The 26156-nt window shown below is 69.5% G+C and carries 19 protein-coding genes and 1 tRNA gene; 15 read left to right on the top strand and 5 right to left on the bottom strand.

Annotated elements, in window-relative coordinates; genetic code table 11:
• Positions 1-174 precede the first annotated feature (174 nt).
• Positions 175-1674, top strand: coding sequence for a sugar transferase (locus KRAD_RS05875; protein WP_012084612.1), 1500 nt, complete (start codon positions 175-177; stop codon positions 1672-1674).
• A 30-nt stretch (positions 1675-1704) separates the two neighbouring features.
• On the opposite strand, the gene KRAD_RS05870 is transcribed toward KRAD_RS05875, so the two are convergent.
• Both KRAD_RS05870 and KRAD_RS05865 read right to left on the bottom strand, forming a co-directional pair.
• Complete coding sequence (locus tag KRAD_RS05870; protein WP_041292752.1) at positions 1705-2211, bottom strand: MarR family winged helix-turn-helix transcriptional regulator; 507 nt, start codon at positions 2209-2211, stop codon at positions 1705-1707.
• Positions 2212-2257: 46 nt separating this feature from the next.
• On the bottom strand, positions 2258-2896 hold the full coding sequence (locus KRAD_RS05865; RefSeq protein ID WP_049821083.1) for a TetR family transcriptional regulator: 639 nt from the start codon (positions 2894-2896) through the stop codon (positions 2258-2260).
• A 128-nt stretch (positions 2897-3024) separates the two neighbouring features.
• Between KRAD_RS05865 and KRAD_RS05860 the strand changes: the two genes are divergently transcribed.
• The 5 genes from KRAD_RS05860 (at position 3025) to pth (ending at position 7075) form a co-directional block, all read left to right on the top strand.
• A tRNA-Gln gene (locus KRAD_RS05860) sits at positions 3025-3096 on the top strand.
• Positions 3097-3183: 87 nt separating this feature from the next.
• Entirely contained in the window at positions 3184-4659 is a 1476-nt protein-coding gene (glmU, locus tag KRAD_RS05855) for a bifunctional UDP-N-acetylglucosamine diphosphorylase/glucosamine-1-phosphate N-acetyltransferase GlmU (protein ID WP_012084609.1), read from the top strand.
• On the top strand, positions 4656-5633 hold the full coding sequence (locus KRAD_RS05850; protein ID WP_012084608.1) for a ribose-phosphate diphosphokinase: 978 nt from the start codon (positions 4656-4658) through the stop codon (positions 5631-5633). The genes glmU and KRAD_RS05850 overlap by 4 nt, the downstream gene beginning before the upstream one ends.
• Before the next feature lie 189 nt (positions 5634-5822).
• Positions 5823-6452, top strand: a complete 630-nt coding sequence (locus KRAD_RS05845; RefSeq protein WP_012084607.1) for a 50S ribosomal protein L25/general stress protein Ctc — start codon at positions 5823-5825, stop codon at positions 6450-6452.
• A 26-nt stretch (positions 6453-6478) separates the two neighbouring features.
• The gene (pth, locus tag KRAD_RS05840) at positions 6479-7075 is read left to right on the top strand and encodes an aminoacyl-tRNA hydrolase (RefSeq protein WP_012084606.1); all 597 of its coding nucleotides are present in this window, start codon (positions 6479-6481) and stop codon (positions 7073-7075) included.
• A 475-nt stretch (positions 7076-7550) separates the two neighbouring features.
• On the opposite strand, the gene KRAD_RS05835 is transcribed toward pth, so the two are convergent.
• Positions 7551-8726, bottom strand: coding sequence for a glycosyltransferase family 4 protein (locus KRAD_RS05835; protein ID WP_083781971.1), 1176 nt, complete (start codon positions 8724-8726; stop codon positions 7551-7553).
• A 1098-nt stretch (positions 8727-9824) separates the two neighbouring features.
• Between KRAD_RS05835 and KRAD_RS05825 the strand changes: the two genes are divergently transcribed.
• The 8 genes from KRAD_RS05825 (at position 9825) to KRAD_RS05790 (ending at position 19541) form a co-directional block, all read left to right on the top strand.
• Entirely contained in the window at positions 9825-10604 is a 780-nt protein-coding gene (locus tag KRAD_RS05825; protein ID WP_012084603.1) for a glycosyltransferase family 2 protein, read from the top strand.
• 82 nt (positions 10605-10686) lie between these two features.
• Positions 10687-11160: a hypothetical protein gene (locus tag KRAD_RS05820; protein WP_012084602.1), complete on the top strand. Its 474-nt coding sequence runs from the start codon at positions 10687-10689 to the stop codon at positions 11158-11160.
• 66 nt (positions 11161-11226) lie between these two features.
• Entirely contained in the window at positions 11227-13578 is a 2352-nt protein-coding gene (locus KRAD_RS05815; RefSeq protein WP_012084601.1) for a hypothetical protein, read from the top strand.
• Between the two features lie 373 nt (positions 13579-13951).
• Complete coding sequence (gene pelG, locus KRAD_RS05810) at positions 13952-14962, top strand: exopolysaccharide Pel transporter PelG (RefSeq protein WP_157873497.1); 1011 nt, start codon at positions 13952-13954, stop codon at positions 14960-14962.
• Positions 14963-15180: 218 nt separating this feature from the next.
• On the top strand, positions 15181-15867 hold the full coding sequence (locus KRAD_RS05805; RefSeq protein WP_157873495.1) for a hypothetical protein: 687 nt from the start codon (positions 15181-15183) through the stop codon (positions 15865-15867).
• 11 nt (positions 15868-15878) lie between these two features.
• Complete coding sequence (locus KRAD_RS24005; RefSeq protein ID WP_162145131.1) at positions 15879-17066, top strand: glycosyltransferase family 4 protein; 1188 nt, start codon at positions 15879-15881, stop codon at positions 17064-17066.
• 114 nt (positions 17067-17180) lie between these two features.
• Complete coding sequence (locus KRAD_RS05795) at positions 17181-18308, top strand: cellulase family glycosylhydrolase (RefSeq protein WP_157873491.1); 1128 nt, start codon at positions 17181-17183, stop codon at positions 18306-18308.
• Between the two features lie 39 nt (positions 18309-18347).
• Positions 18348-19541, top strand: a complete 1194-nt coding sequence (locus KRAD_RS05790; RefSeq protein WP_203417500.1) for a glycosyltransferase family 4 protein — start codon at positions 18348-18350, stop codon at positions 19539-19541.
• Positions 19542-19716: 175 nt separating this feature from the next.
• Here KRAD_RS05790 and KRAD_RS05785 read toward each other — a convergent pair whose 3' ends face one another.
• Both KRAD_RS05785 and KRAD_RS05780 read right to left on the bottom strand, forming a co-directional pair.
• Positions 19717-20091 carry a hypothetical protein gene (locus KRAD_RS05785; protein ID WP_157873489.1) on the bottom strand — a complete coding sequence of 125 codons (375 nt, stop codon included), beginning with the start codon at positions 20089-20091 and terminating at the stop codon, positions 19717-19719.
• A gap of 154 nt (positions 20092-20245) precedes the next feature.
• Positions 20246-22042: a DUF4012 domain-containing protein gene (locus KRAD_RS05780; RefSeq protein WP_041291925.1), complete on the bottom strand. Its 1797-nt coding sequence runs from the start codon at positions 22040-22042 to the stop codon at positions 20246-20248.
• 127 nt (positions 22043-22169) lie between these two features.
• Here KRAD_RS05780 and mfd point away from each other — a divergent pair, with 127 nt between their 5' ends.
• The gene (mfd, locus tag KRAD_RS05775) at positions 22170-25751 is read left to right on the top strand and encodes a transcription-repair coupling factor (protein WP_012084593.1); all 3582 of its coding nucleotides are present in this window, start codon (positions 22170-22172) and stop codon (positions 25749-25751) included.
• Positions 25752-26156 lie beyond the last annotated feature (405 nt).

Raw genomic sequence — 26156 nt, 5'->3', positions numbered from 1 at the left:
GAGCCACGCACCGGTGGTCCCTACGTGGGGGCGTCGACCGCGGGTGCCGTGCCTGGTGACCAGGCGCGAGGTACCAGTCCAGGGGGGACTTTGAGCATCAGCGACGTACCCGGAGCCAGAACGTCACGGGGGGAGATCGAGGAGAAGCTCCTCGGCACCTCGCCCGCCGACGGCGTGGCCGATCCCGTCCGGCGCGAGCGGTTGCTCGTCCCTCGTCAGCGCAACTCGCTCGGCTTCGCCGAGCGGACACCGGCGTGGCAGCGCACCTACGTCCTCAAGGTCGTCGCCGTCGACGCCCTCGCCGCCGCCTTTGCCGCCTTCGTCGGCTTCTTCGCCCGCTTCAACACCAGCCCGGCCAACCTGGAGACGACCTCCGGGCGCGCCGTGGTGGCCTGCGCGGTCCTGCTGCCGGTCCTGTGGGTCGTGGCCATGGGCGCCCTGCGCACCTACGAGCCGCGCTTCCTGGGGGTCGGCTCCGAGGAGTTCCACCGCGTCCTGACCGCCGCGCTGGCCTTCGTGGCGCTCGTCGGGACGACGTCCTGGGCCTTCGACCTCGAGATCGCCCGCGGCTACGTCGTCGTGGCGTTCCCGATCGCCACCCTGCTGACCCTGATCGGCCGCTACGCCCTGCGCCAGCAGCTGCACGCCCAGCGCACCCGCGGCGAGGCCGGCCAGACCGTCGTGGCCGTCGGCCACCGCGCCGCCGTCGCCGGCATGGCCCGCCAGCTGCACCGCGCCAGCTACCACGGCATGCGGATCGTCGGGGCCTGCGTCCCCGGCGGGCGGGGCAGCGCCGCCGAGGACGCGGAGCTGGACGAGCTCGGCATCCCGATCATCGGCAGCTTCGACGAGGTCCGGCACGCCGTGACCAGCGTCGACGCCGACGTGGTCCTCGTGACCGCCTCGCCCGAGCTCGACGGCCCCGGCCTGCGCCGGCTGGGCTGGGAGCTGGAGGCCACCCGCGCCGACCTGCTCGTCGCCCCGGCGCTCACCGAGGTCATCGGCCCGCGCGTGGCCATCCGGCCCGTCTGCGGCCTGCCGCTGCTGCACGTCGAACGACCCGAGCTGACCGGCGTGCGACGGCTGGCGAAGACGACCGTCGACCGCGTCGCGGCCGGCACCGCGCTCGTCGTGCTCAGCCCGCTGCTGCTCGTGCTGGCCCTGGTCATCAAGTTCGACAGCCGGGGCCCGGTGTTCTTCAAGCAGCAGCGCGTCGGCAAGGACGGCAAGACCTTCCCGATGTTCAAGTTCCGCTCGATGGTCACCGACGCGGAGAAGCTGCTCATCGACCTGCGCGACGCCACCGACGGCAACGGCGTGCTGTTCAAGATGAAGGTCGACCCGCGCATCACCCGCGTCGGCCGCGTCCTGCGCCGCTACTCGATCGACGAGCTGCCCCAGCTCATCAACGTCCTCCGCGGCGAGATGTCGCTGGTCGGGCCGCGCCCGCCGCTGCAGAAGGAGGTCGACGAGTACGGCTACGACATGCGTCGCCGCCTGCTGGTCAAGCCCGGTCTGACGGGGCTGTGGCAGATCAACGGCCGCTCCGACCTCGACTGGGACGAGTCGGTCCGCCTCGACGTGCGCTACGTCGAGAACTGGTCCTTCACGTTCGACTTCATGATCCTGTGGAAGACCGCCGGAGCCGTGCTGCGGGGCCGCGGGGCGTACTGACGCCCCCGGGCCACCCCGGTCCGCCGGGGCTCAGGAACCCTGCTCGAAGGGCGCCGAGACGCGACGCAGCAGCGTCGCGAGCGCTCGGCGCTCTTCGCGGGGCAGGACGTCCAGCATCCGGTGCTCGGCCCGGACGAGGTCGGCCATCGCGGCGTCGACGACGGCGGCCCCCGCGGGGGTGAGCCGGACCCGCACCCCGCGCCGGTCGTCGGGGTCGGGGCGCCGCTCGGCCAGCCCGCGGGTGGCGAGCCGGTCCACGCGGTTGGTCATCGTCCCGCTGGTCACCAGCGTCTCGACCAGCAGCTGCCCGGGGGACAGTTCGTGGGGGCTGCCGGCCCGCCGCAGCGCGGCGAGCACGTCGAACTCCCACGTCTCCAGCCCGTGGGCGCTGAAGGCGCCGCGACGCAACCGGTCCAGGTGCCGGGCCAGCCGGGCCACGCGCGAGAGGACCTCCAGCGGCTCGACGTCGAGCTGGGGGGCCTCCCGCCGCCAGGCGGCGACGATGAGGTCGACCTCGTCCGCGCCGGCAGCGGCCACCGCCTCCGCGCCGGGTGCGGCCGTCCCGTCCGCGCCGTGGACGGCGTCAGGCGTGCTCACGCGGCGGCTCCGGTTCGTCCGCGTCCCGGGCCCGCGCCGACAGGCGCGGCTCGGCGTCCAGTCCCGTCAGCCCGTTCCAGGCGAGGTTGACCAGGTGCGCCGCGACCTCCTCCCGGTCCGGTTCCCGGGTGTCCAGCCACCACTGACCGGTCATGGCGACCATGCCCACGAGCATCTGGGCGTACATCCCCGACCGCTCCGGGGGGTAGCCGCGCGCGGCGAACGCGTCCACGAGCAGGTGCTCGACCTGGCGGGCGATGTCGGAGAGCAGGCTCGCGAAGGTGCCCGTGGTCTGGGTGACGGGGGAGTCGCGGACCAGGATGCGGAACCCGTCGGTGGAGCCCTCGATGTAGTCGAGCAGGGCGATGGTGGCCCGCTCCAGCAGCGTGCGCGGGCTGCCGCGCCCCGACAGCGAGCGGGTGATGGACCCCAGCAGGGCGGCGATCTCCCGGTCCACCACGACGGCGTAGAGACCCTCCTTGCCGCCGAAGTGCTCGTACACGACCGGCTTGGACACGCCCGCCGCCGCGGCGATCTCCTCGACCGTCGTGCCCTCGACGCCCTTGGCCGCGAACAGGCCGCGCCCGACCCCGATGAGCTGCTCCCGGCGCTCGCCGCCGGTCATGCGGGACCGGGACCGTCCGCTCGCGGCTGCCGTCACCACCCCATCCTGCCTGCTGCGCCGGACGGGTGGTCGCACGGGTGGGGACCGGCGCGCGGACCGGGACTGGCAGGATGGTCCGGCGACAGCTGTCCCGGGTGGTGTAACGGCAGCACGGCGGGTTTTGGTCCCGTCCAGTAGGGGTTCGAATCCTCTCCCGGGAGCTCTGCGGGTGTCCGTCGCCGCCTGCGGGGGCCGTTATCCTCGGCACGTCCTCCGACGCCACCCGAGCCGCTAGGAGCGCGCCCCGCGTGACCACCCAGCCCGCCGTCCCCGCAGCTGTGATCGTCCTCGCCGCGGGCGAGGGCACCCGCATGAGGTCGGCCACCCCGAAGGTCCTGCACCCCCTGGGGGGTCGTCCGCTGGTCGGGCACGCCCTGCGCGCCGCGCGGGGGACCGCCCCCGAGCACCTCGTCGTCGTGCTGCGCCACCAGGCCGACCGGGTGCGGGAGGCGCTGGCCGGGGACTTCCCCTCCGTCCTCGTCGCCCTGCAGGACGACGTCCCCGGCACCGGCCGCGCCGTCCAGTGCGCGCTGGAGGCCCTCCCCGCCGACCTCTCCGGCACCGTGCTCGTCACCTACGGCGACGTGCCGCTGCTGTCGAGCGCGACGCTGCAGCGGCTCGCGGGCGCCCACGCCGCCGGCGGCAACGCCGTGACCGTGCTCACCGCGCTGCTGGCGGACCCCACCGGGTACGGCCGGGTGCTGCGCGACGGGACGGGCGTGACGGGGATCGTCGAGCAGAAGGACGCCACCGCCGAGCAGCTCGCCGTGCGGGAGGTCAACTCCGGGGTCTACGCCTTCGAGGCCGCGGCCCTGCGCGAGTCCCTCGGCCGGGTCGGGCGCGACAACGCCGCCGGCGAGGTCTACCTGACCGACGTCCTGTCCCTGGTCCGCGCCGCCGGCGGGCGGGTGGAGGCACTCGCCCTCGAGGACGAGTGGGAGATCCGCGGCGTCAACGACCGCGCCCAGCTGGCCGACCTCGCCGCCGAGGCCAACCGCCGCACCCTGCGGCGCTGGATGCTCGCCGGGGTCACGATCGCCGACCCGGCCACCACCTGGATCGACGCCGACGTCGAGCTCGCCCCCGACGTGACGATCCGTCCCGGGGTGCAGCTGCACGGGACCACCCGCGTCGCCACCGGCGCCGTCGTCGGACCCGACTCCACCCTCACCGACGTCGAGGTCGGCGCCGGGGCGCTCGTCGAACGCACCCACGGCTCCTCCGCGGTCGTCGGGGAGGGCGCGCAGGTCGGCCCCTTCGCGTTCCTGCGGCCGGGCACCCGGCTGGGGGCCGAGGGCAAGATCGGCACCTTCGTCGAGACGAAGAACGCCACCATCGGGCGCGGCTCGAAGGTGCCCCACCTCTCCTACGTCGGCGACGCCACCATCGGCGAGCACTCCAACATCGGGGCCGCGTCGGTCTTCGTGAACTACGACGGGGTGAACAAGGCCCGCACCACCGTCGGCGACCACGTGCGGATGGGCTCGGACAACATGTACGTGGCCCCCGTCACCGTGGGCGACGGCGCCTACTCCGGGGCCGGCACCGTGATCCGCAAGGACGTCCCCGCCGGGGCGCTCGCGATCAACGTGGCCCCCCAGCGCAACCTCGAGGGCTGGACCCTCGCCAAGCGCCCAGGAACTCCCGCCGCCGAAGCGGCGCAGCGGGCGAACGACGAGAGCACTGGCACCACCGCCAGCACGGACAGGGAGATCCAGCCATGACCGGAATCACCACCACGGGCGAGAAGCGGATGGTGCTCATCTCCGGACGGGCGCACCCGGAGCTCGCGGAGGAGGTGTCGGCCGCCCTGGGTGCCGAACTCGTCCCCACGAGCGCCTACGACTTCGCCAACTCCGAGATCTACGTCCGGTTCGAGGAGAGCGTCCGCGGCTCCGACGCGTTCGTCATCCAGAGCCACACCTCGAACGTCAACCAGTGGATCATGGAGCACCTGATCATGGTGGACGCGCTCAAGCGCGCGTCGGCCAAGCGGATCACCGTGGTCGCCCCGTTCTACGGCTACGCCCGCCAGGACAAGAAGGGCCGCGGGCGCGAACCGATCTCGGCCCGCCTCATCGCGGACATGTTCAAGACCGCCGGCGCGGACCGCCTCATGTCCGTCGACCTGCACACCGCCCAGATCCAGGGCTTCTTCGACGGTCCCGTCGACCACCTGTGGGCGCTGCCGCTGCTGGCCGACCACGTCGGCAAGCGCGTCGACCGCTCCAACATCACCATCGTGTCCCCGGACGCCGGGCGCGTGCGGGTGGCCGACCTGTGGTCGGACCGCCTCGGCGCCCCGCTGGCGATCATCCACAAGCGCCGCGACCCCAACGTGCCCAACCAGGTCAAGGTGCACGAGGTCGTCGGTGACGTCGAGGGCCGCACCTGCGTCCTCGTCGACGACCTCATCGACACCGCCGGCACCATCGTCCAGGCGGCCGAGGCGCTCAAGGCCAACGGCGCCGCCGACGTCATCGCCACCGCCACCCACGCCGTGCTGTCCGGCCCGGCGGTGGACCGGCTGAAGAACTCGCCGATCTCCGAGCTCGTGGTGACCAACACGCTGCCGATCAGCGAGTCCCAGCAGTTCCCGCAGCTGAAGGTGCTCTCCATCGCCCCGCTGCTGGCCCGCGCGATCCGCGAGGTCTTCGACGACGGGTCGGTCACCAGCCTGTTCGACGGCCACAGCTGAGCGGTCGCCGCTGAGCGACGGCGGCTCGTCGGGGGCGACCCCGGCGAGCCGTTATGCTGGTGCGCGGTTGCCTCGGCGAGGGTGACGCGCGAGCGTCACCGTGATCGACGCGGTGGAGTGGACGATGTTCGCGCCGTCGCGTCCTCCCGGGGTCGAAATCAGGAAGCCCCGAGAACGAGGAGATCCACCATGGCCGAGACCAAGCTCACCGCCGAGGTCCGCACCAGCTTCGGCAAGGGCGCCGCCCGCACCATCCGCCGCGCCAGCAAGATCCCCGCGGTCGTCTACGGCCACGGCGAGGCGCCGGTGCACGTGACGCTGCCGGGCCACGAGACCATGATCGCGCTGCGCAACTCCAACGTGCTGCTCGACATCGACGTGGACGGCACCTCGCACCTGGTGCTGCCGAAGGACGTCCAGCGCGACCCGATCAAGGGTTTCATCGAGCACGTCGACCTGCTCGTCGTGCGCCGCGGCGAGAAGGTCACCGTCGACGTGCCGCTGCACGTCGAGGGCGACGCCGCCCCCGAGACCGTCGTCCAGCAGGAGCTGAACACCCTCTCCGTCGAGGCCGACGCCGCCGCCATCCCCACCGCCGTCACCGTCTCCGTCGAGGGCCTGACCGCCGGCACGCACGTCGCGGCCTCCGACGTGACCCTCCCCGAGGGCACCACCCTCGCCGGTGACCCCGAGCAGCTCGTCGTCGTCATCACCGCCGCCGCGACCGCCGCCCAGGCCGAGGCCGAGCTGGAGGCCCTCGAGGCCGACGCCGGCATCGTGCGCGAGGAGCACACCCCGGTCGAGGGCGAGAACGCCTGAGCCTCGACCGCTGAGGCACTGATCCCGTGAGCGACGCCTGGCTCGTCGTCGGCTTGGGCAACCCCGGCGCCGAGTACGAGCGCACCCGGCACAACGTCGGCCAGATGGTGCTCGACGAGCTGGCGTCGCGCACGCGGGGGTCCTTCAAGCGCCACCGCACGGGCGCGCGCACCGCCGAGGTCCGCCTCGGCGTCGCGCCCGGCGGGGCGCCGGGGCCGCGGGTCGTCCTCGCGGCGCCCACGTCCTACATGAACGTCTCCGGCGGCCCCGTGGCCGGACTGGCGAAGTACTTCGACGTCGACGTCGAGCACCTCGTCGTCGTCCACGACGAGCTCGACGTCCCCTTCGGCTCCGTGCGCCTCAAGCGCGGCGGCGGCGAAGGCGGCCACAACGGCCTCCGATCCATCTCCAAGTCGTTGGGCGACAAGGACTACGCCCGGGTGCGCGTCGGCATCGGCCGCCCGCCCGGCCGGCAGGACCCGGCCGACTTCGTGCTCAAGGAGTTCTCCAGCACGGAGAAGAAGGACATGCCGTTCCTGGTGATGGACGCCGCCGACGCGGTGGAGGAGCTCGTCATCAAGGGGTTCGAAGCGGCGCAGCAGAAGTTCCACGCCCCGGCTTGAACGCGCATCCCTGGTGCGCTCCTCTCGGTAGCGGCCTGACGATCACGGACGGTGACGTCGGCGATGCCGCCGCGAGGACCGAGGTGGCGGCCAGGGGTGGAACCCCGGTAGACGGAGAGCCCCCTACAGCAACCTGCGCTTACCGGCGGCTCGTGGGAGTGTGAGCGGCAGGATGAGCGGTGTGCACGACGGCCAGCCTGTCATCGACACCTCGACGTCCGCGGGCCCTCCCGATGGATCGTGCTGATACCCCACCCGACGACGGCGTGCCGTCCTGCGGGAACCTGCGGCAGGCGCTCGCCGAGCGGGGGTGGCCGGCGACCGTCGCGATGTTCTCCACCGAGTGCCCGGCGCCGCTGACGCTGTCTGGGCGCGTCCCTGCGCCGGTGCGGCGCCACGTCGGCCCCGCGCTGTCCCCGCGGGGGTGTGGGATGGGTTGCCGGACCTGCTGGTGGGGTGAGAGGGTTCCTCCTCTTCAATGGTGCCGAAGCCCAGCCTCAGCGTCGCCTTCACGCGCGTGATGCCGTCGCGGACGGACCGCCGTGACGTAGGCTTCCAGCACGGCCTGTACGTGCAACCTCTTGTCGAAGTTTTCTTCGGCGTAGCGGCGAGCCGCTCGGGCCATGGTGACCGCCAAGGAAGCGTCCCCCATGACCTCGTCGATGGCCGACCGAAGGGCAGAGCTGGTTCGTCGAGCGAATTTGACGGCAGGGAAGCCCAAGCCGGCAGCGTGGTACTCCGCTTCTTCGGTAGTGATGACGGGGATGCCGCTGGCCATGGCTTCCTGGAGCACGAGAGTGAACGGTTCACGATCGTAAGGAGCCACCAGGACGCTCGCTGCCCGGTACAACTCCACGAGTTTGCCCCGCGCGACCGGTCCCAGCCACGTCACGTGATCAACCACGCCATCCAGTGACCCACTGCCTGCCAGCGCCAGGTGGATGTCGGGGCTCGTTGCCTCGATCACTTGCAGGTACCCCTTCTTCGGAACCAGTCGCCCGACGAAGAGGACCACCGGGCGATCCAGCGGTAGCCCGAAGCGCACGAGGGCGGCGCGTTTCTCCTTATGAGTGGAGGGGGTGAACTCCGACACGGACACGCCTGTCCGGACGAGCTTGATCCGGCGGGGAGGGGCTCCCAGCTTTTCGGCGAAAGCGGCGACGTTCTCGTTGTGCACGATCACTCGAGCAGCACGTTTGACCGCAAACCTCCCCATGCTGGCGGCGATGAGACCTTGTGCCAGTTGAGTCAGGGGGTTGGTGTGGGGAACCCGGGCGACGTGCAGGCTCAGGACCAGCGGTCGGCCCGTCAGCGCAGTGAGAGCGATCCCTGCGTGGCACGGGGGGTAAAGGAAGTCGTGGACGTGCACGACGTCGGCGGAACAGATCAGCTGGTGAAGCACCTCGAGGGCCGATGGACTCAAGAGGGGGAACGGTATGCCCGTGCGTTCCTCGATGCCGTTCCAAGCGGAGAGCCGGACGATGCGGTAGCCGTCCATCACTTCGTGCGCTCCCGTCTCGGCGGAGCGTCCGGTGGTCACGACGGTCACGTCGTGACCGGCGCGGACAAGGGCCGAAGCGAGATCGGCTGCCACGACTTCGACTCCTCCGAGGTGCGGAGGGAAGTACGTGCTGATGAGAACGACCTTCAAGAGTGCACCGTCCTGACGGCTGGTTGTCGGAGTGCTCAGTGAGCTCTTCTCGGTAGCGGCCTGACGATCACGGACGGTGACGTCGGCGATGCCGCCGCAAGGACCGAGGTGGCGGCCAGGGGTGGAACCCCGGTAAACGGAAAGCCTCCTGCAGCAACCTGCGCTATCGGAGCTCCACCGTGCCTGATCTTGCCACCTATACCGCCGTCCTGCTCACCTCCCGGACCACTGTCCAGCACATCGCCGCACTCCTGCAACGCCAGCGCCTCCACCTGGGCACCCGCACCGGACGCCGGGCCCCGGGGGTCTTCGCCCACGCGGTCCTGATCTGCCGTTACCTGCTGGACGCGACCCGCATCGCTGACCTGGCCCGCGGCAACGGCGCCCTCGTCACCGCCACGGCGGCGACGTCCAAGTCCTCACCGCCTCCGTTGAATGGTCGATTTACGTCTCAGCGGTGCGCTCCGGCCGTGAGCACGACACCACCTGCGCAAGGATCCGGTCGACCTGCTGCCCGCTCCGGAGGAGTTCACCGCCGCCGGCCGCGAGGTCCTCGCTGAGCTGAGCTGCGAAGATGAACACCACCACCTCACCTGCCCGCACAAGACGGTCGAGGACCGGGAGCTGTCCGAGGACGAACGCCGGTTCAACCTCGTCCCCGCCCACATCCGCGCCCGCGGAGCAGGGCAATGCTTGGTTGAAGAACTACCGGGCTCGGCACAAGGTGACGCCCTGTCCGTGATGGATTGGGGTCGTCACCGCTGCGGTGCTCGTCGTGCTGCACCTCCAGCACGGCCGCACGACGTGACGGGATGCGACCCTCACGCCGCTCCTGGAAAGAGCTCGGTTAGGACAGGGGCGCTGAGGGAACGAGTGTTCAGTTGAAACTATTAACAGTATGTAGTCGGGCTGACACCTCGCGTCACAAGAATGCTCCATCAGGTTCCGGGAGACGCAAAATCAAGGTCTAGGGGCAGGTTTTGACTGTGACCCCCCTCACATTTTGGCGTTCTGGTTGCTGGGCTCGTGACGTGGCTGTGAAGATTTAGCAGTAGTCGATCGCGGTCTTGCGCGCTTTTGCGTGAAATTGGGGGAGTCATGAAATTGTCCGTAGTCATTCCTGCGCTGAATGAAGAGCCCAACATGCCGCGGGTTCTCGGTCAGATTCCTGCCGAGGCGCTGCGGCAGCAGGGGTGGGACCTGGAAGTGATCGTAGTGGACAACGCCTCGACGGACGGAACGGCGAGAATTGCGGCCGAACTGGGGGCCATCGTGGTCCACCAGCCGAATCGAGGCTACGGAAACGCCTACCACGCAGGTTTCGCCGCAGCGACCGGGGATGTCATCGCTACGGGCGACGCGGACTGCACCTACCCCTTCGATGCGCTCCCCACGTTGATCCTGGAGCTCGAGCTTCAGGGGTTCGATTTCATGTCGACGAATCGACTGGGTCGTGCGAACCATTCCGCGATGAAGACCTCCCACATCGTCGGCAACCACCTCCTGACTGCTGCGAGCAAGACTCTCTTCCCGCGGTCCCCCTTCCGGGACAGTCAGTCGGGGATGTGGATCTTCCGCCGGGCGATCTGGGAGCACCTAGACGTCCGTTCGAACGGGATGCAGTTCTCGCAGGAGATCAAAAACGAGGCGTTCCTCAAGGGCTTTTGTTGCGGAGAGGTCTCGATCGAGTACCGCACTCGTGGCGGTCAGGTGAAGCTCAATGCGACCAAGGACGGACTCCAGAATGGTTGGCAGTTGCTGGCGCACCGGGTCCGCGCCCGTCGCGTCTCGGCGAATGCCTCTGTGATCGTCCTGCCTGAGCCCGCAGTCAGCCTTGAGAACGTCACGACCGCGAGCAAGGCGTTGGCCCTGGACTGAGTCCTCGTTGACCAACACGAGAGAACCAATCCTCGCCGACTCGAGTTGGACCGAGGGGAACCTCGGCGAGTAGGTTTCAAGCATGCTCTCGAAAGTTAGGAGCGTCCTGCCGGGGGCACTCCTGTCGCGACGCAAGTTGCCTGCTGCCCTCCTGATCCTTGTAGTGCTGATCGTGGCGGGAACCGTTTGGAGATCCCCGATATCGCGGCAACTCAGTCTTTCCTTCACGGAACGCCCGCGAGACTTCGTCGAGCTCTCCTTCGGATCTGCCCCTCGGCTCGAGGAGGCGCGTGGCGAAACTCTCGTCGAGATCGTCGTATCAAGCCACTACGAGGAACCCAAGACATTCTTCTACAGCGCCGATCTCATCGACGGCACCACCACTGTGGATGCTCTCCGAGGGCGGACCGGTGTACTCGAACCGGGTCAGTCTGAAGTGGTGCAGGCGACCCTCAAGACGGGGGCTCAACCATCAGGTCCTTTGAAGGTCGTGGTGACGTTGCCCGAGCAGTCGCTGCTCATCCACGCCTCGGTGGAAAGTCGAGAGTCCTCTTGAGCGCTGGGCGGCGGACTCGCCGCGCGACACTGCCCAGTTCGGTGAAGAAGATGGAGATCAAGCGTCATGAGCTCTGAGACGGAAGACGAACCGCCCGTCAGCGGTCACGCTCTGGCGGTCGTCGGCCGTGCACCTCTCCGTCCTCTGGTCGCCCTTGCGATCACCATCGTCGTGGGCAACGTGCTCGTGGTCTCCCCTTGGACACCGCTCAACGTTGCCGGTGGTGTCTGGCTGCTCATCGCTCTACCCACCCTCCTCCTGTTCTCGAAGGTCCCGTGGCCCGACCGGGGTCTGCTCGCGCTGCTCCTGAGCATCGCGGGGTCTCTCCTGCTGCTCGTCATCCCCGCTCTCGTCATGAACTACGTCTTGCCCCTGGCCGGAATCGATCGTCCCCTTTCGAAGGTCCCGCTTCTCGTCGTCGCCAACGTGGTGGCGGTCGCGCTCACCGCTTGGCGACGCGATGCGACGCCCGGCCTTCCTCGCGGCGGGAGGATCCCCTTGTCGGGCGGGGAGCGGTGGCTCGCAGCTCTCAGTGCGATCGTCCTGGTCCTCTCCATCGCCGGTCCTACACGCCTGAACAACGGCCTGTCGGGCAACGTCACGCTGGTGATGCTGGCCCTGGTCCTCGTCCTGCTCGTCCTGCTGGTCGTCCTTGCCGCTCGAGTCCGCGAGATCGTGGTCATCTCCTGCATCTACACCGCAGGTGTCGCGCTGCTGCTCATGACCTCTCTTCGCGGCTGGTTCATCACAGGCCACGACATCCAGTTCGAGTACCAGATGTTCACCTACACCAACGCGGCTGGAGCCTGGAACGTCACGAGCTTCCGCAACGCCTACAACGCCTGCCTGAGCATCACAATTCTCCCGACGGTCATCGAGAACATCACTGGCCTCCCCGGCTTGTACATCTTCAAAGTCTTGGCTCAATTGCTGTTCGCCCTGTGCCCGATCGTGGTCTACCTCATCGGTCGAAGGTTCCTGGGGCGGAAGATGTCCGTACTGGGTGCGACCTTTTTCATGATCTTTCCCACGTACTACAACGACATGCCTTTCCTGGTCCGCCAGGAGGTTGCGCTCTTCTTCGTCGGGTTATTGGTGGCTGTCGCTGTTCAGGTGGACTGGCCGCTCTGGCTTCGTCGCGCGACCATCACGTGCCTCTCGATCGCCAGCGTCCTCTCCCACTACTCGACGACCTACGTCCTCATCCTGATCATGCTGGGCGCTCTCTGTGTGCGAATGGTCGGCCTGAGGCTGCCCGTGGGCCGGCGGAACGACTCCCGGGTCCAGAACGCGCTGGGCGGGAGGTTCGGATTCGGACTACTCGAGGTCGCAGTGCTCGCGGCAGCGGCCTACTTATGGGCCGGCCCCGTCACGCACACCGGTGGGCAGGTCCGTGAATCCTTGAGTGCGACGGTCGCACAGCTGACCGGGTCCCCGGCGGATCGTTCCGCCGACACTTCGTACGCGCTGTGGTCAGCGGCTAGGCCGAGCAACGATGAGCTACTCGCCGAGTACGAGGAGGAGTCGCTGAGCGGTACTGCCGCCGAGCGAGCGCAAGGGCAGTACCTCCCGCTGGACGTCCTCTCGGCCTACCCGGTGACCAAGGCGCCGGAGGAAGTGGTGCCCGTGAGCCCGGTGGGCAGGCTGATCCAGGACCGGGGAGTCGACCTCTACACGGTGAGCTACACCGTGAAACGGTCGGCTGCCGCGGGCTTCCAGGTCCTGATCCTGCTGGGTCTCGTCATGGCTTGGCGGCGACGCTCCTCCGGCGGGAACGACCAAGGAGCGGTGTACGGGCTCGCTGTTGGGGGAGCAGCGACGGTTGCGGTGATCGCCGTCCTGCCCGCCCTCTCCGTGGAGTACGGAGTCTTCAGAGCCCTGCAGCAAGCCCTGCTCGTGCTGGCACCCGTGATGGCTCTTGGCGTGACTCAGCTCTGCAGCCTCTTGGGCAGACGGGCGGGTGCAGTGCTTCCTGCGGCCTTACTGATCGGGCTCCTGCCGGCTCTCTCCGGCGCATCGTCGCAGGTCCTCGGTGGTTTCTCCCCGCAGCTCTACCTCAACAACTCGGGGCTGTACTACAACATCTACTACGTCAACGCCCGGGAGATCGCAGGTACCGAGTGGCTCCGTCGAGAGGCGGAGAAGTCTGCTCGTGACAACGTCCAGGTGGACATCTCCTCGGATCGATACACGATCAACCGTGTGCGATCGGTCCTACCCCTGCCTAAGGCGACAGACATCTTCCCCCCTCTAGTGCGGACGGACGCGTTGGTGTTCCTCGGAACTCCCACGATGGAGAAGGGCATCTCGACGATCAACTTCAAGGGGAGTTTGATCACTTACCGTTACCCGCTCGGGCTCCTCGATCGAGAAAAGGATCTCCTATACGCGAACGGGGGCGCTGAGGTATACGGGTGAGGTGAGCCCCGAAGCCGACCGACGGGCCTGACGCCGGCGCGTCCTGCCCAACAGCAATGGTTGGTCCCCGGTCGTCCGGGATCGCCTCGCAACTCCAAGGGACGTCACCAGCGTGTCACTGAGATCGTTCGACCACCTCCTCCGTACAGCCGTCTTCTCGGTAGCGACAGCGGCAGCCACAGCTGGCACGGGATTCGTCTTCTGGGTCATCGTCGCCCGAGCCTACTCGGCCAGCGACGTCGGGATCGCGACCACTCTCACCGCAGCCCTGTCAGTGCTCTGCTACGTCGCACTCCTCGGGATGGACGGTACGACGCTTCGCTTCCTCGCGGCCTCGTCGCAACGAGGCGTACTCGTGGGTCAGGCTCTCGCTGTGGTGTCGTTCGCAGGCCTCGTCACCGGCGGGGTCTACCTGATCGTCGCCTTGACCTTCTCGAGCGAGCTCAGCGTCCTGACGAGTGACCCCTTCCTCATTGCCTTGTTCCTGCTCAGCGCGGTGGTCGCCAGTGCGAACCTCCTCACCGATTTCGTCTTCGTGTCCTTGCGTCGAGCGCAGTTCAACGTGGTCGCCAACGGGATCTTGTCAGGACTCGTGAAGATCTCTGCGGCACCGCTCCTCGTCGCTCTGGGAACCATGGGGATCGTGATGTCGACAGGGCTCGGCTTCGCGGCTGCGCTGATCCTGTCCTTGTACCTGATCCGGACGAGGCTCGGACTCAAGGTGAAGATGGGGCACGCACGGACCGCGGTCGCGGATCAGTGGCGGTACTCCCTGTCCAACTACGCGGCCCGACTGTTCGCCCTGCTGCCCACCATGGCGATCCCGGTTATCGTCGTCCACCATCACGGTGCGGCCGAGGCCGCCTACTTCGCCGTCGCGCTGCAGATCGCAACGCTCCTATACGCTCTGGCCCGCGCGGTGGGGGAAGCAGTCCTCGCAGAAGCCTCGCAGGAGGGGGCACCCATCCCTGCGCTCGTGAGGCGAGCAGCCTGGCTGATGCTGCTCAGTCAGGTGCCAGCGGGTCTCGTCACCGTCCTGCTGAGCGGATTGATCCTTAGCCTGTTCGGTTCCGAGTACAGCGAAGGTGCCAGAAACTTGCTGCAGGTTCTGGCTGTGGGAGCAATCGGTGTGGCTCTCCAGAGTTGGGCCACCAACGTCCTGCTCATCTTCAACCTGCTGCGTCCGATGATGCTTGTCAACCTGGTGTACTGCCTCGTCACCGTCGGTCTGACGTTGGCATTCAAGGATGCCGATCTGACGTACACCGGCCTGGCCTGGAGTTCGGGGTACCTCGTGTCGGGGGCACTGGGCGCTGCTTTCATCGCTCGTCACATGCGCCGGCGACGTCAGCATGGATTTTCGTCATTGGAGGAGGCTGCGTGAGGACGATCCGCGTCCGCGCCGTGGGGGAGTGGGGGGGACGACTCCTCCGCGAGGTCGAGTCCGCAACGACCGAGGCTGCGTTGTCCACCTTCTACCACCAGCGCAGAGCCTCAGGTCACAATGCCTTTCGCTACTCCACGAGGCACCCGGTGAGAGTCCTCTGCGCCGCTGTGGCCGTCGCGAGGCTGCCTTTACTGCGTTGGCGCGCTGGCGGGGGCGTGGAGTCCAAGGTCATCGAGGAGGCGCTCAAGGTCCCTCTCTTCCGAGTTCTGCGGTCCTCCTGGATAGGGATGTCTGTTTTGGCGGTCCCGGGAACGCAATCCGACTACCTGAGCGGGGCGCGCAAGCAGACCTTGCGGCGGAAGATCCGAGCGGCGCAGAGGGACGGTGTCACCTACCGACGCATCGAGGACCCGGTCGAGCGGCGGGAACTGCTGGCGCTCGCCGACCGTGTGGAGATGGAGCACTCGGACCCGAACTACCGGAACAGCCGTCCGCAGAACGCCGGCATCCTGGGCCACCGGTTTTGGCTCGGCGGCTTCGGGCCGTCGGGTGAGCCCTTGCTGCTGGCTGTCCTGCCGATCGCCAACGGCGCCGCCTACTTGCGGTACTTCCGAACGCTCGGGCACGGCAACACGTTCAGCAACGCTCGGTACATGCTCTCGGCCGCGATGGTGGAGGAGCTGAGGAAGGAGGGAGTCTCGTTCGTGTTCGACGGCACTCCCCCCAGCTACCTGCCCAACGGGTTGCGTGATTTTCAACGCATGGTCGGCTTCCGAGCGATGAGGGTCCGTTTGGTGCGGCGCTCTGCCCGCCCCGCGTCGGGGGCAGTGCGGCAGGTGCCGCGCGCAGGAGCGTTCGCGGTGTCTCGCCAGGAACAGCAGGAAGGGGAGTTGATCCAGTGAGGATCATGTTCGTGACCAGCGCTGGCTGGCCTGAAGGTGGCGTCGAGACGGGCCTGCAGGAGATAAAGAAACTCCTGGTCGAAGAGGGTCACGAGGTGATGCTCGTGGCCAGTGACCGCCGATGGAGCCCTGACCACTTCAGTGACCGCACCTTCCGGCAACCGACGACGGGGGGGTGGAGGCGTTTGATCCAGCACGCGTGGAACCACTCCGCCTTCACAACCGTGCGGGCCAGCGTGCGGGAGTTCGCGCCCGATGTCGTGTCTTTCCACGTGCTGGGGGAGCCGACGGCGGCCGCTCTCGTCGCTGCACGCGGCGTCCCCAGGGTGGTGTGCGTCCATGGGCCGGAGATTTACGTAAAGAGACTCCTGCCGTGGTGCCTACCCCGGACGGACTTCCGCGGCGACTCCTACGCGTTGAGCAGTCTTTCCGCCCTCGGGTGGGTGCATTACGTCTACCTGCGCGCTGTCTGCAAGCCCCTGCTCGAGCTGGCTCTGCGCGGGGTTTCCGCTTTTGTCGCCTTCAGCACTTACACGCAGGGAGTGCTCCAGGAAGAGGGGCGCAGCCCGGTCGGGCGCGTGAACAACGGAATCCGTCTCAACGGATTTCGGCCGCTGACCCCCGAGTCGACCACGATCGCTTACGCCGGGCGCCTCGAGAAGGTGAAGGGAGTCCACTACCTTATCCGCGCCCTCGCCCACGTGCGCAGGTCCTTTCCGGAAGTTCACCTCGAGATCGCGGGGACCGGCTCCTACCAGGAGGACCTGGTGCGGATGGTCGAAGATCTCGGGCTCGGCGAACACGTCCGCTTCCTGGGTCAACTGGACCTGGACGGTGTGGCGGACCTGTATGCCCGCAGCAGGGTGGTGGCGATGCCGTCCGTGTGGCCCGAGACCTTCGGCAAGGCAGGGGTCGAAGCGCTGAGCGTTGGACGTCCCGTGGTGGCATCGGGCGTCGGAGGGGTGTTCGACTGGTTGGAGCACGAGGTCAACGGACTAATCGTCGAGCCCGGTGATGTCGAGGACCTTTCGGAGGCCCTGTTGCGGGTGCTCGCTGATGCTTCTCTCGCTGAGCGTCTGGGGATCGCGGCTCACCGTTCCGCGCAGCGCTTCTCCATCGACGAGGAGGCTCGCGGCCTCGTGGGAGTCTTCGCAGACGTGGTTCGCCCACCAGCACCTCACGCCGCGCGTCATGACTGACGGGAGTCCGCTCAAGGTGCTGACGCCGGTCGCCGATGCAGAGGCATGGGCTCAGGTAATGCGCTTCGGGGGTCGGCAGCCGGGCGGATCGTTCGCGGTTGCGTCCTCTTCGCGATGGCGCTGCTGTTGTCGGGCCAGTCGGCGACGACGGCTGCAGCGAGTGTCGAGGACACCCGTGGGCCGCGCACCTACAGGACTCTGGCGGGAAGTGCGTCGACCGCTGCAGCACCGGTGACCACCTCGCCGACCGTGGGGATGGCGTTCGGGGGGACCTTGTCCTGGATGCCCGCGGAGCAGCTGACGGCTGCGTTCGATGACGCCGCGGCTCTTGGTGTGACGTCCGTGCGCGCCGACCTCAGCTGGTCCGAGGTGCAGACAGCCGGCCCGGATGCATTCGACTGGAGTCGTTTCGACCGAGTCGTCGCCGCCGCCCGGAGTAGAAAGCTGACCGTGCTGCCCATCCTGGCGTACACCCCCACCTGGGCGCGCCCCGCCGGCTGCACGAGCGGCGACAAGTGCGCGCCGGCGGATACCGCTGCTTTCGCGAAGTTCGCTCGAGCGGCGAGCGCCCGGTACGGCCCCCTGGGTGTTCACCAGTGGGAAGTGTGGAACGAACAGAACGCCCCGGCCTTCTGGGCACCTGCCGTCAACCCTCGGGCGTACGCGAAGCTCCTGCGGGATGCAAGGACGGCCATTCGCGCCGTGGACCCGAGCGCGCGGGTCCTGATGGGTGGGCTCACGGCGGCACCAGCCGGGCAGGGCAGGTTGGGAGCTGCCGACTTCCTGGCCCAGGTAGTGGCTCAGACCGGCAAGACCTTTGACGGCGTTGCTTTCCACCCCTACACTTTTCCCTTCCTGCCGAGCCTGCAGGCGACGTGGAAGACGCCCTGGAGTCAGATCGGGGAGTTGAAGGCTGTTCTGGACCGTTTCGGAGTTCGGGGTGTGCAGATCTGGATCACGGAGTTCGGTGCGCCGACCGGCGGCCCGGGCACCGCATCCGGAGGATTGCCCGGGGCAATTCCGAGCACGACGACCCACGTGACCGAACAGCTCCAGGCGAAGATGGCCGAGGATGTCATCCGCACCATCAAGGCGGACCCGAGGATCGGAGGCTTGTACTGGTACTCATGGAAAGACCTGGGTCAGAACTCTTCGACCATCGAGAACTTCTTCGGCCTTCGTCGGGTCGATGGTTCGCCTAAACCAGCGTACGCGGCTTTTCGTCAAGCGAACGTCGGGTAACTCCCGTTTCAGGGCTTCCGGTGTGGTTCAATGGCCTTCGTGCCCCAAGGTCAGACTGAATCGGCCCGCCGCTCCGGGAATGGAAAGAGACTCCTCATCGTCTCCGCGTACTTCCCGCCGGCTGTCGGCGGTGTGGAAAGCTATGTACTGGGGCTCGCCAAGGCCATGAGCGCCAGGGGATGCCGGGTGACGGTCTTGACCACGGGTTCCCTTGGGCTCAAGCGCCCCGCGCAGGATGCAGTGGAAGGCGTCTCCGTTCTCAGGTTGCCGGTGCTGTTCAAGGTGTCGTACACGCCACTGCACCCTCTTTGGCCGTTCTGGGTCCGTCAGTTCCTCGCGCGGGAGAAGTTCGACGTCATCAACGTTCACACACCCGTTCCGGGATTGGCCGACCTGGTGGCTGCTCAGAGCCCAGTGCCGCTCGTCGTCACTTACCACGCAGCCTCTCTGCTCAAGGACGACGCACGCCTGCTAAACGTGCTGATCTCCATTTACGGATTGGTCGAGCGAGGTCTCCTGCGTCGAGCGGATCAGGTCTTGGCGGTATCCCCCTTCGTGGCCGACCGACTGCAGGAACGTTCAGGGCGCACCGTGGATGTGCTCCCCAACGCGCTCAATGGACGTCTCGTGGCTCCCGTCGCTCATCGACTCCGGGAGCAGAGGTTCACCGCGGCGTTCCTGGCTCGACTGGACGCCACCCATGGCTGGAAAGGGCTGAGTCTCGTGCTGCAGGCACTGGACAGCTACCGGCAGCTGTACGGCGTTTTGGACGTGGATCTTGTGGTCATCGGTGACGGTGACAGTCGTACCCGGTACGAGCGGGAGGCGGAGGCGCTGGGCCTCGAGCGATTCGTCACCTTCGTCGGTCATGCTGAAGGAGCTCGGAAGTTCGACCTGCTGCGTGAAGCAGAAGTTATGATCACTTACCCGACGACCGCGAATGATGCTTTCCCCACCGTTTTCCTCGAGGCGTGGGCATCCGGCATGGCGGTCGTCAGTGCCGACATCGGGGCGATCCCGTCGGTGGTCGCGGACGGCGAGACAGCGCTGCTGGCTAGGCCCAACTCACCCATCGAACTGGCCCAGACCTTGCGGCGCATGGCGGAGGACCGCGGGCTGCGCGAGCGCCTCGCGGACCACGGGAGGGCGCGGCTCGTGGACAACTTCACATGGGAGGCTGTCGCCGCCTCTTTCGACCACCAACTCGATGAGCTCATCGAGGCACGTTCCTGAGGCCTTGCCGGAGCCTCAGCAGATCTCCACGAGGTCGCTGCCACGTGAGCGACCGGCTCGGCTGCCCAGGTGACACTGGACATGATACGGGCAGGACCGGAACCTGGATGCGATCACGGACCACGAGGAAGGGCCGCCAGGATCTCCTGGCGGCCCTCCTGCGTTCGGTGTCGCGTCAGTGCGAGCGGCCCGGCTTGCGGCGACCGGCCACGACCATCGCGGCGCCACCGAGGACGAGCACGGTGCCGGCGGCCGCCCAGGGCAGGACGTCGGCGCCGGTGTAGGCCAGCTCGTCACCGCTGTCGGCGACGGCACCCGGGGTGCTGGTGCGGCTGGTGGTCGTCGCGACCCCGGAGACGGAGGGCGAGACGGAGGCCGACGGGGTCGACCCGCCGGTGGTCGGGCTGGCGGACGGCGTGACGACGTCCGAGACGGACGGCGTCGGCGTGGCCGGCGCGTAGTTGCCGGCGAAGGCGGCGCCGCCGGTCGAGCCGATGACGGCGACCGTCAGAGCCCCGGCGGCTGCGAGTCGAGCGGTGGTCTTGCGCACGGTGTGTTCCCCCCACATTCGAAGCCTCGCCGAACCCAGTGATCGCGAGACGGACCCCAGGATGACGGAACGTCACGCGTGAGTCCAGCCGGTCGAGCCCATCCGTGCGCGTGTCGAGACCTGAGCGACGACATCCACACGTCCGGGTGAACCCTCACGGAGCACAGGCACCGGTCGTCACCGCCGGTGCGATCGCGGTGGTGGGCCCCGTCACCGTCCGCGGGAGGTCCTCGGCGGCACCGCTCAGCTCCCAGCGCACGACCACCGGGGCGCCGGGGGGCACGTCGACGGTGAGGCGCACCAGCCGCCAGCCCTCCTCCGCGTCGACGGCGGTGGCGACGGGCTGCCCGCCGACGGTGACCCGGTCCAGCCCCACCCAGGGCGCGACCCAGAGCGACACGGTGTCCTGCGCGGTGCGCTTGCCCGCCGCCGTCCGCGCCGTGGCGTTGGCCACGTAGGCCGGGATGTCCTCGGGGACGGTGTTCGTCAGCGTCAGCTGCACCGAGGAGCGTCCCGTGCCGGTGGTGGCGCAGGGGGCGGAGACCTCGACGGCGGGCTGCAACCAGAAGTCGAGCTTGGAGGGCTCGGTGTTGGTGAGCCCGATCCGGGCGACCGGCCCGGCCTGCGCGGGGTCGCCCAGCACCCCGGCGACCCCCGCGCTCACCAGCGCCGCCTGCTCCTCCGCCCGCGAGGACCAGACGGCCAGGTGGCCGGAGTCGACGGCGGTCCGGGCGCCGTCGAGCGCCGCGGTGGACAGCCCGTCGGAGAGGACGGCCTCGAAGGCGGCCGCCGAGGTCGCGGCCAGGAACAGCTTGCGGGCGTCGTTGTCGGCCCCGTAGGTGACGTAGGCGTCGTACATGAGGACCCTGGCCAGGTCGGCCGTCGCGACGTCGCCGAAGGGACCCAGCTGCAGCGGCGCGTGGTCGGGGCCCAGGAGCTGACCCAGGCCGACCGGGTCGACGAAGACGACGACGTCCGGCACGGGCAGCCCCGCGTCGGCGACGAGGGAGGAGGTGAGGACCCCGGCCTCGTCGGCGCTGCCGCCGGTGGTGACGTTCTGCACGATGGCGGCGTCCTCGCCGTAGAGCGCGGCGAACTCCGCCCCCGCGGCCGCGACGTCGGCGCGGGCGTCGTAGAGGTCGTTGTCCGTCCCGGTCCGGGTCAGCGAGATCCGCCCGCCCTCCACGGCCAGGTAGGCGTAGGCGCCGACGATGCCCTGGACCGGGCGGATCTCGGCGGGGTTGGTGAAGGCCACCAGGTAGGTGCGGGCGCCCTCCGCCCCGAGCAGGGCGGGCAGGCGGGGGAGGACCTCCGCGGCGGTGTCCAGCGGGTCGGCGAGGTCGTCGAGCTGCGCGGTGACGGGGTCGAGGCGCTCGCTGATCGCGTCCAGCACGTGCGGGCCCTCCCCGGCGTGCAGGGCCGCGCGGGCCTCGGCGACCCGCTCCCGGTACCCGGTGACGATCGGGGTCAGCCGCTGGAGGCCGGCGACGTCCACCGTGCGGTCCGCGGAGACGAGACCCTCGCCCACGACGTCCTCGGCCACCGCCAGCGCGTCCGGCAGCGGCTGCGTGAGCAGCGCGGCCGCGCGCGCACCGCCGCGTACGGCGGCCAGCTGGTCCCCGACCCGGGGGACGTGCTCGGCGAGGCGGTAGGGCAGCTGGGCGGTGGCGCGGTCAGCGGCCGCGGCGTCGTCGGCGACCCGGTCCGCCGTCGTCCCGGCCGCGGCGAGGTCCTCGTCGCGGACCTGCTGCTCGAGGACGGGGACCGCGTCGGCGACGCGCTGCAGCGCCCGGCCCGCCTGCACCCCCGCCACCGCGACGGCCACGACCCAGGCCAGCAGCAGCAGGAGCAGGACACCCAGGACGACCCGCACCGGGCGTCCCCGCCGGCGGCGGGTCGTCGGCGGCGGGGCCGGCGGGTCGGCGGGGGACTGCTCGGAGTAGCCGGACACCCGGGGACAGTAGCGAGCGGCCCGCGGGTCCCGGTCCGCCGCCGCTCGCGGGGGCCCGTGTCGCAGGGCGGACGTAGGCTGACCGCACCCCCTGATCGAGTTCCCGCACCTGAGTACCGGAGTGTTCGTGAGCCTCAACGGCCTGCTCGACGTCCTGCGCACCGAACCCGCCGTCCGCGCCGCCGTCGAGACCGCGCGCGAGGGCACCAGCACCGCGCTCGACGTCGTCGCGCCCGTGGGCGTGCGCCCCGCGCTCGTCGCGGCCTTCGCCGCCGAGCGCCCGCTGCTCGTCGTCACCGCCACCGGCCGCGAGTGCGAGGACATGGCCACCTGGCTGCGGTGCTACCTGCCCGCGGACCAGGTCGCGGAGTTCCCGGCCTGGGAGACGCTGCCGCACGAGCGGCTCTCCCCGCGCAGCGACACCGTCGCGCAGCGGCTCGCGGTGCTGCGCCGCCTGGCCCACCCCTCGCCCGACGACCCCACGACGGGGGAGGTCCGGGTCGTGGTGGCGCCGATCCGGGCCGTGCTGCAGCCGCTGGTCAAGGGGCTGGCCGACCTCGAACCCGTCCGGCTGCGCGCGGGCGACGACGCCGGGCTGGAGACCGCCGTGGAGGCGCTGGCCGCCGCGGCCTACAGCCGGGTCGACATGGTCGAGCGGCGCGGGGAGTTCGCCGTGCGCGGCGGGATCCTCGACGTCTTCCCCCCGACGCGCCCGCACCCGCTGCGGGTGGAGTTCTTCGGCGACGAGGTCGAGGAGGTCCGCTCGTTCTCGGTGGCCGACCAGCGCACCCTGGAGGTGGAGCCCGACGGCGTGTGGGCCCCGCCGTGCCGGGAGCTGCTGCTCACCGACGTGGTGCGCGAACGGGCCCGCGCGTTGATGGAGACCCTGCCCGGGGCCGCCGACGTCCTGGCCAAGATCGCCGAGGGCATCGCGGTGGAGGGCATGGAGTCGCTGGCCCCGGCCCTCGTCGACGGCATGGAGCCGCTGCTGGACGTGCTGCCCGCGGGCACGCACGTCGTGCTGGCCGACCCGGAGAAGGTCCGCGCCCGCGCCCACGACCTCGTCGCCACGGGGGCGGAGTTCCTCGACGCGGCCTGGATGAACGCCGCCGCCGGGGGAGCGACCCCCGTCGACCTGGGGTCGTCGTCGTTCGCGACGCTGGCCGAGGTCCGCGCCCACGCCGAGGCCACCGGCCGCCCGTGGTGGTCCATCACCTCCCTGACCGCCGACGCGGACCTGCGCGACCTCGAGGACGTCCGGATCCTGCGCATCGGCGCCCGCGACGTCGAGGCCTACCGGGGGGAGACGGAGAAGGCGTTGCGCGAGCTGCGCGACCTCGCCTCGGCGGGGTGGCGCATCGTGGTGACGACGGAGGGGCACGGGCCGGCGAAGCGGCTGGTGGAGATGCTCTCCGGTGAGGACGTCCCGGCCCGCCTCGTCGACGACCTCGTGGAGGAACCCGCCCCGTCGGTGGTGACCGTCACCACGGCCACCGTCGAGCACGGCTTCGTCGCCGAGGCGCTGAAGGCGGCGCTGGTCACCGAGGCCGACATCACCGGGGTCGGGGGGCAGTCCACCAAGGACATGCGCCGGATGGCCCCGCGCCGGCGCCGCAACGCCGTGGACCCGCTGACCCTGCGCCCGGGCGACTTCGTCGTCCACGAGCAGCACGGCGTGGGCCGGTTCGTCGAGATGGTCCAGCGCACGATCCAGGGCGCCACCCGCGAGTACCTCGTCCTGGAGTACGCCCCCAGCAAGCGCGGTCAGCCCGGCGACCGGCTGTTCGTGCCCACCGACACCCTCGACCAGGTCACCAAGTACACCGGGGGCGAGGCGCCGACGCTGTCCAAGATGGGCGGCTCGGACTGGGCGAAGACGAAGAGCAACGCCCGCCGGGCGGTCAAGCAGATCGCCGGGGACCTCATCAAGCTGTACTCGGCCCGGATGGCGACCAAGGGGTACCAGTTCGGTCCCGACACCCCGTGGCAGCGCGAGCTCGAGGACGCCTTCCCCTACGTCGAGACCCCCGACCAGCTGGCCAGCATCGACGAGGTCAAGGCCGACATGATGAAACCGGTCCCGATGGACCGGCTCATCTGCGGCGACGTCGGCTACGGCAAGACGGAGATCGCGCTGCGGGCGGCGTTCAAGGCCGTCCAGGACGGCAAGCAGGTCGCGGTCCTGGTGCCGACGACGCTGCTGGTGCAGCAGCACTTCAAGACGTTCGCGGAGCGGTACGCGCAGTTCCCCGTCGTCGCCAAGCCGCTGTCCCGCTTCACGCCGGGCAAGGAGGCCAAGGAGACGATCAAGGGCCTGGCCGACGGCTCGGTCGACATCGTCATCGGCACCCACCGCCTGCTCAGCGGGGAGGTGGCGTTCAAGGACCTCGGCCTCGTCGTGGTCGACGAGGAGCAGCGCTTCGGCGTCGAGCACAAGGAGGCCCTGAAGACGCTGCGCACCAACGTCGACGTCCTCGCGATGAGCGCGACCCCGATCCCGCGCACCCTGGAGATGGCCGTCACCGGCATCCGGGAGATGTCGACGCTGGCCACCCCGCCGGAGGAGCGCCACCCCGTCCTCACCTACGTCGGGGGCCAGGAGGAGAAGCAGATCACCGCCGCGATCCGGCGCGAGCTGCTGCGCGAGGGCCAGGTGTTCTACGTCCACAACCGGGTGTCCTCCATCGAGCGGACCGCGGCGCGGCTGAAGGAGCTCGTCCCCGAGGCCCGCATCGCGACCGCGCACGGGCAGATGGGCGAGCACCGCCTCGAGCAGGTCGTGGTGGACTTCTGGGAGAAGCGGTTCGACGTCCTGGTCTGCACGACCATCGTCGAGACCGGCCTGGACATCTCCAACGCCAACACCCTCATCGTGGAACGGGCCGACGCGATGGGTCTCTCGCAGCTGCACCAGCTGCGCGGCCGCGTCGGGCGCGGGCGCGAGCGCGCCTACGCCTACTTCCTCTTCCCGCCGGAGAAGCCCCTCACCGAGACCGCCCACGACCGGCTCGCGACGATCGCCCAGCACACCGACCTCGGCTCGGGCATGGCGGTGGCGATGAAGGACCTCGAGATCCGCGGGGCGGGCAACATGCTCGGCGGGGAGCAGTCCGGGCACATCGCCGGCGTCGGTTTCGACCTCTACATGCGGATGGTCGCCGACGCCGTCGCCGACGTGCGCAACCAGGTGCCCGGTGCGCAGAGCGACGAGGAACCCGAACCCACCGAGGTCAAGATCGAGCTGCCGGTCGACGCGCACGTGCCGCACGACTACGTGCCCTCGGAGCGGCTGCGCCTGGACGCCTACCGGCGCCTGGCCGCGGCGAACTCCGACACCGACCTCGTCGAGCTGCACGCCGAGCTCGTCGACCGCTACGGCACCCCGCCGCAGCCGGTGCTCAACCTGCTGGAGGTGGCGAAGTTCCGCATCGTCGCCCGCAAGGCCGGGTTGCGCGAGGTGTCGCTGCAGGGCAAGCAGGTCCGCTTCGCCCCCATCGACCTGCCCGAGTCGCGGGAACTGCGCCTGAAGCGGCTGTACCCGGGGACGCTGCTGAAGCCGGCGCTGTCGGTGGCGCTGGTGCCGGCGCCGATGACGGCCCGCGTCGGCGGGAAGCCGCTGCGGGACGCCGAGATGCTGACCTGGGCGACGGAGTTCGTGAACGCGGTGCTGCTGGAGCAGCCCGCGGCGGTCGCGGCGGGCGCGCGGTAGGGCCGCAGCGGCAGGGGCCGAGGTCGACGGCGGGGCTCGCCGGGCCGAACGCCCGCCGGACGACGGGGATCGCCGTCCCGCAGGACCCGGTCCGGGTGGGAGACCCCGCTGCGTCGAGGACGTGGACGCTGAGGATCCGCTCGCGGGGGTCGACGGTCCGGTGGTCCGGCCGCCCGGCCGCGGCGCACCCGGCCGTCGTCGGGGGCGGGTCGTCGATGCGGTCGCTGCGGAGCACCGCCGGCGCACCGGTGGATCGCTTCGTGCCGGTCTCGTCGACGGTGCCCGCAGCTGCACGCTCCCGGCCCTCCCGGCGGTGCGGACGTGCCCGGCCGGTGCGCTGGGCCGGGACGGGCGTCACCCCCGGGCGGGCAGGCGGGTGATCGTCGGACGGGTCGATTGACGGGT

The organism is Kineococcus radiotolerans SRS30216 = ATCC BAA-149 (assembly GCF_000017305.1).
In the GTDB taxonomy this organism is placed as follows: Bacteria; Actinomycetota; Actinomycetes; order Actinomycetales; family Kineococcaceae; genus Kineococcus; species Kineococcus radiotolerans.
Note: the sequence above shows the minus strand (reverse complement) of the source record. Positions and strands in the feature narration are given on the sequence as shown.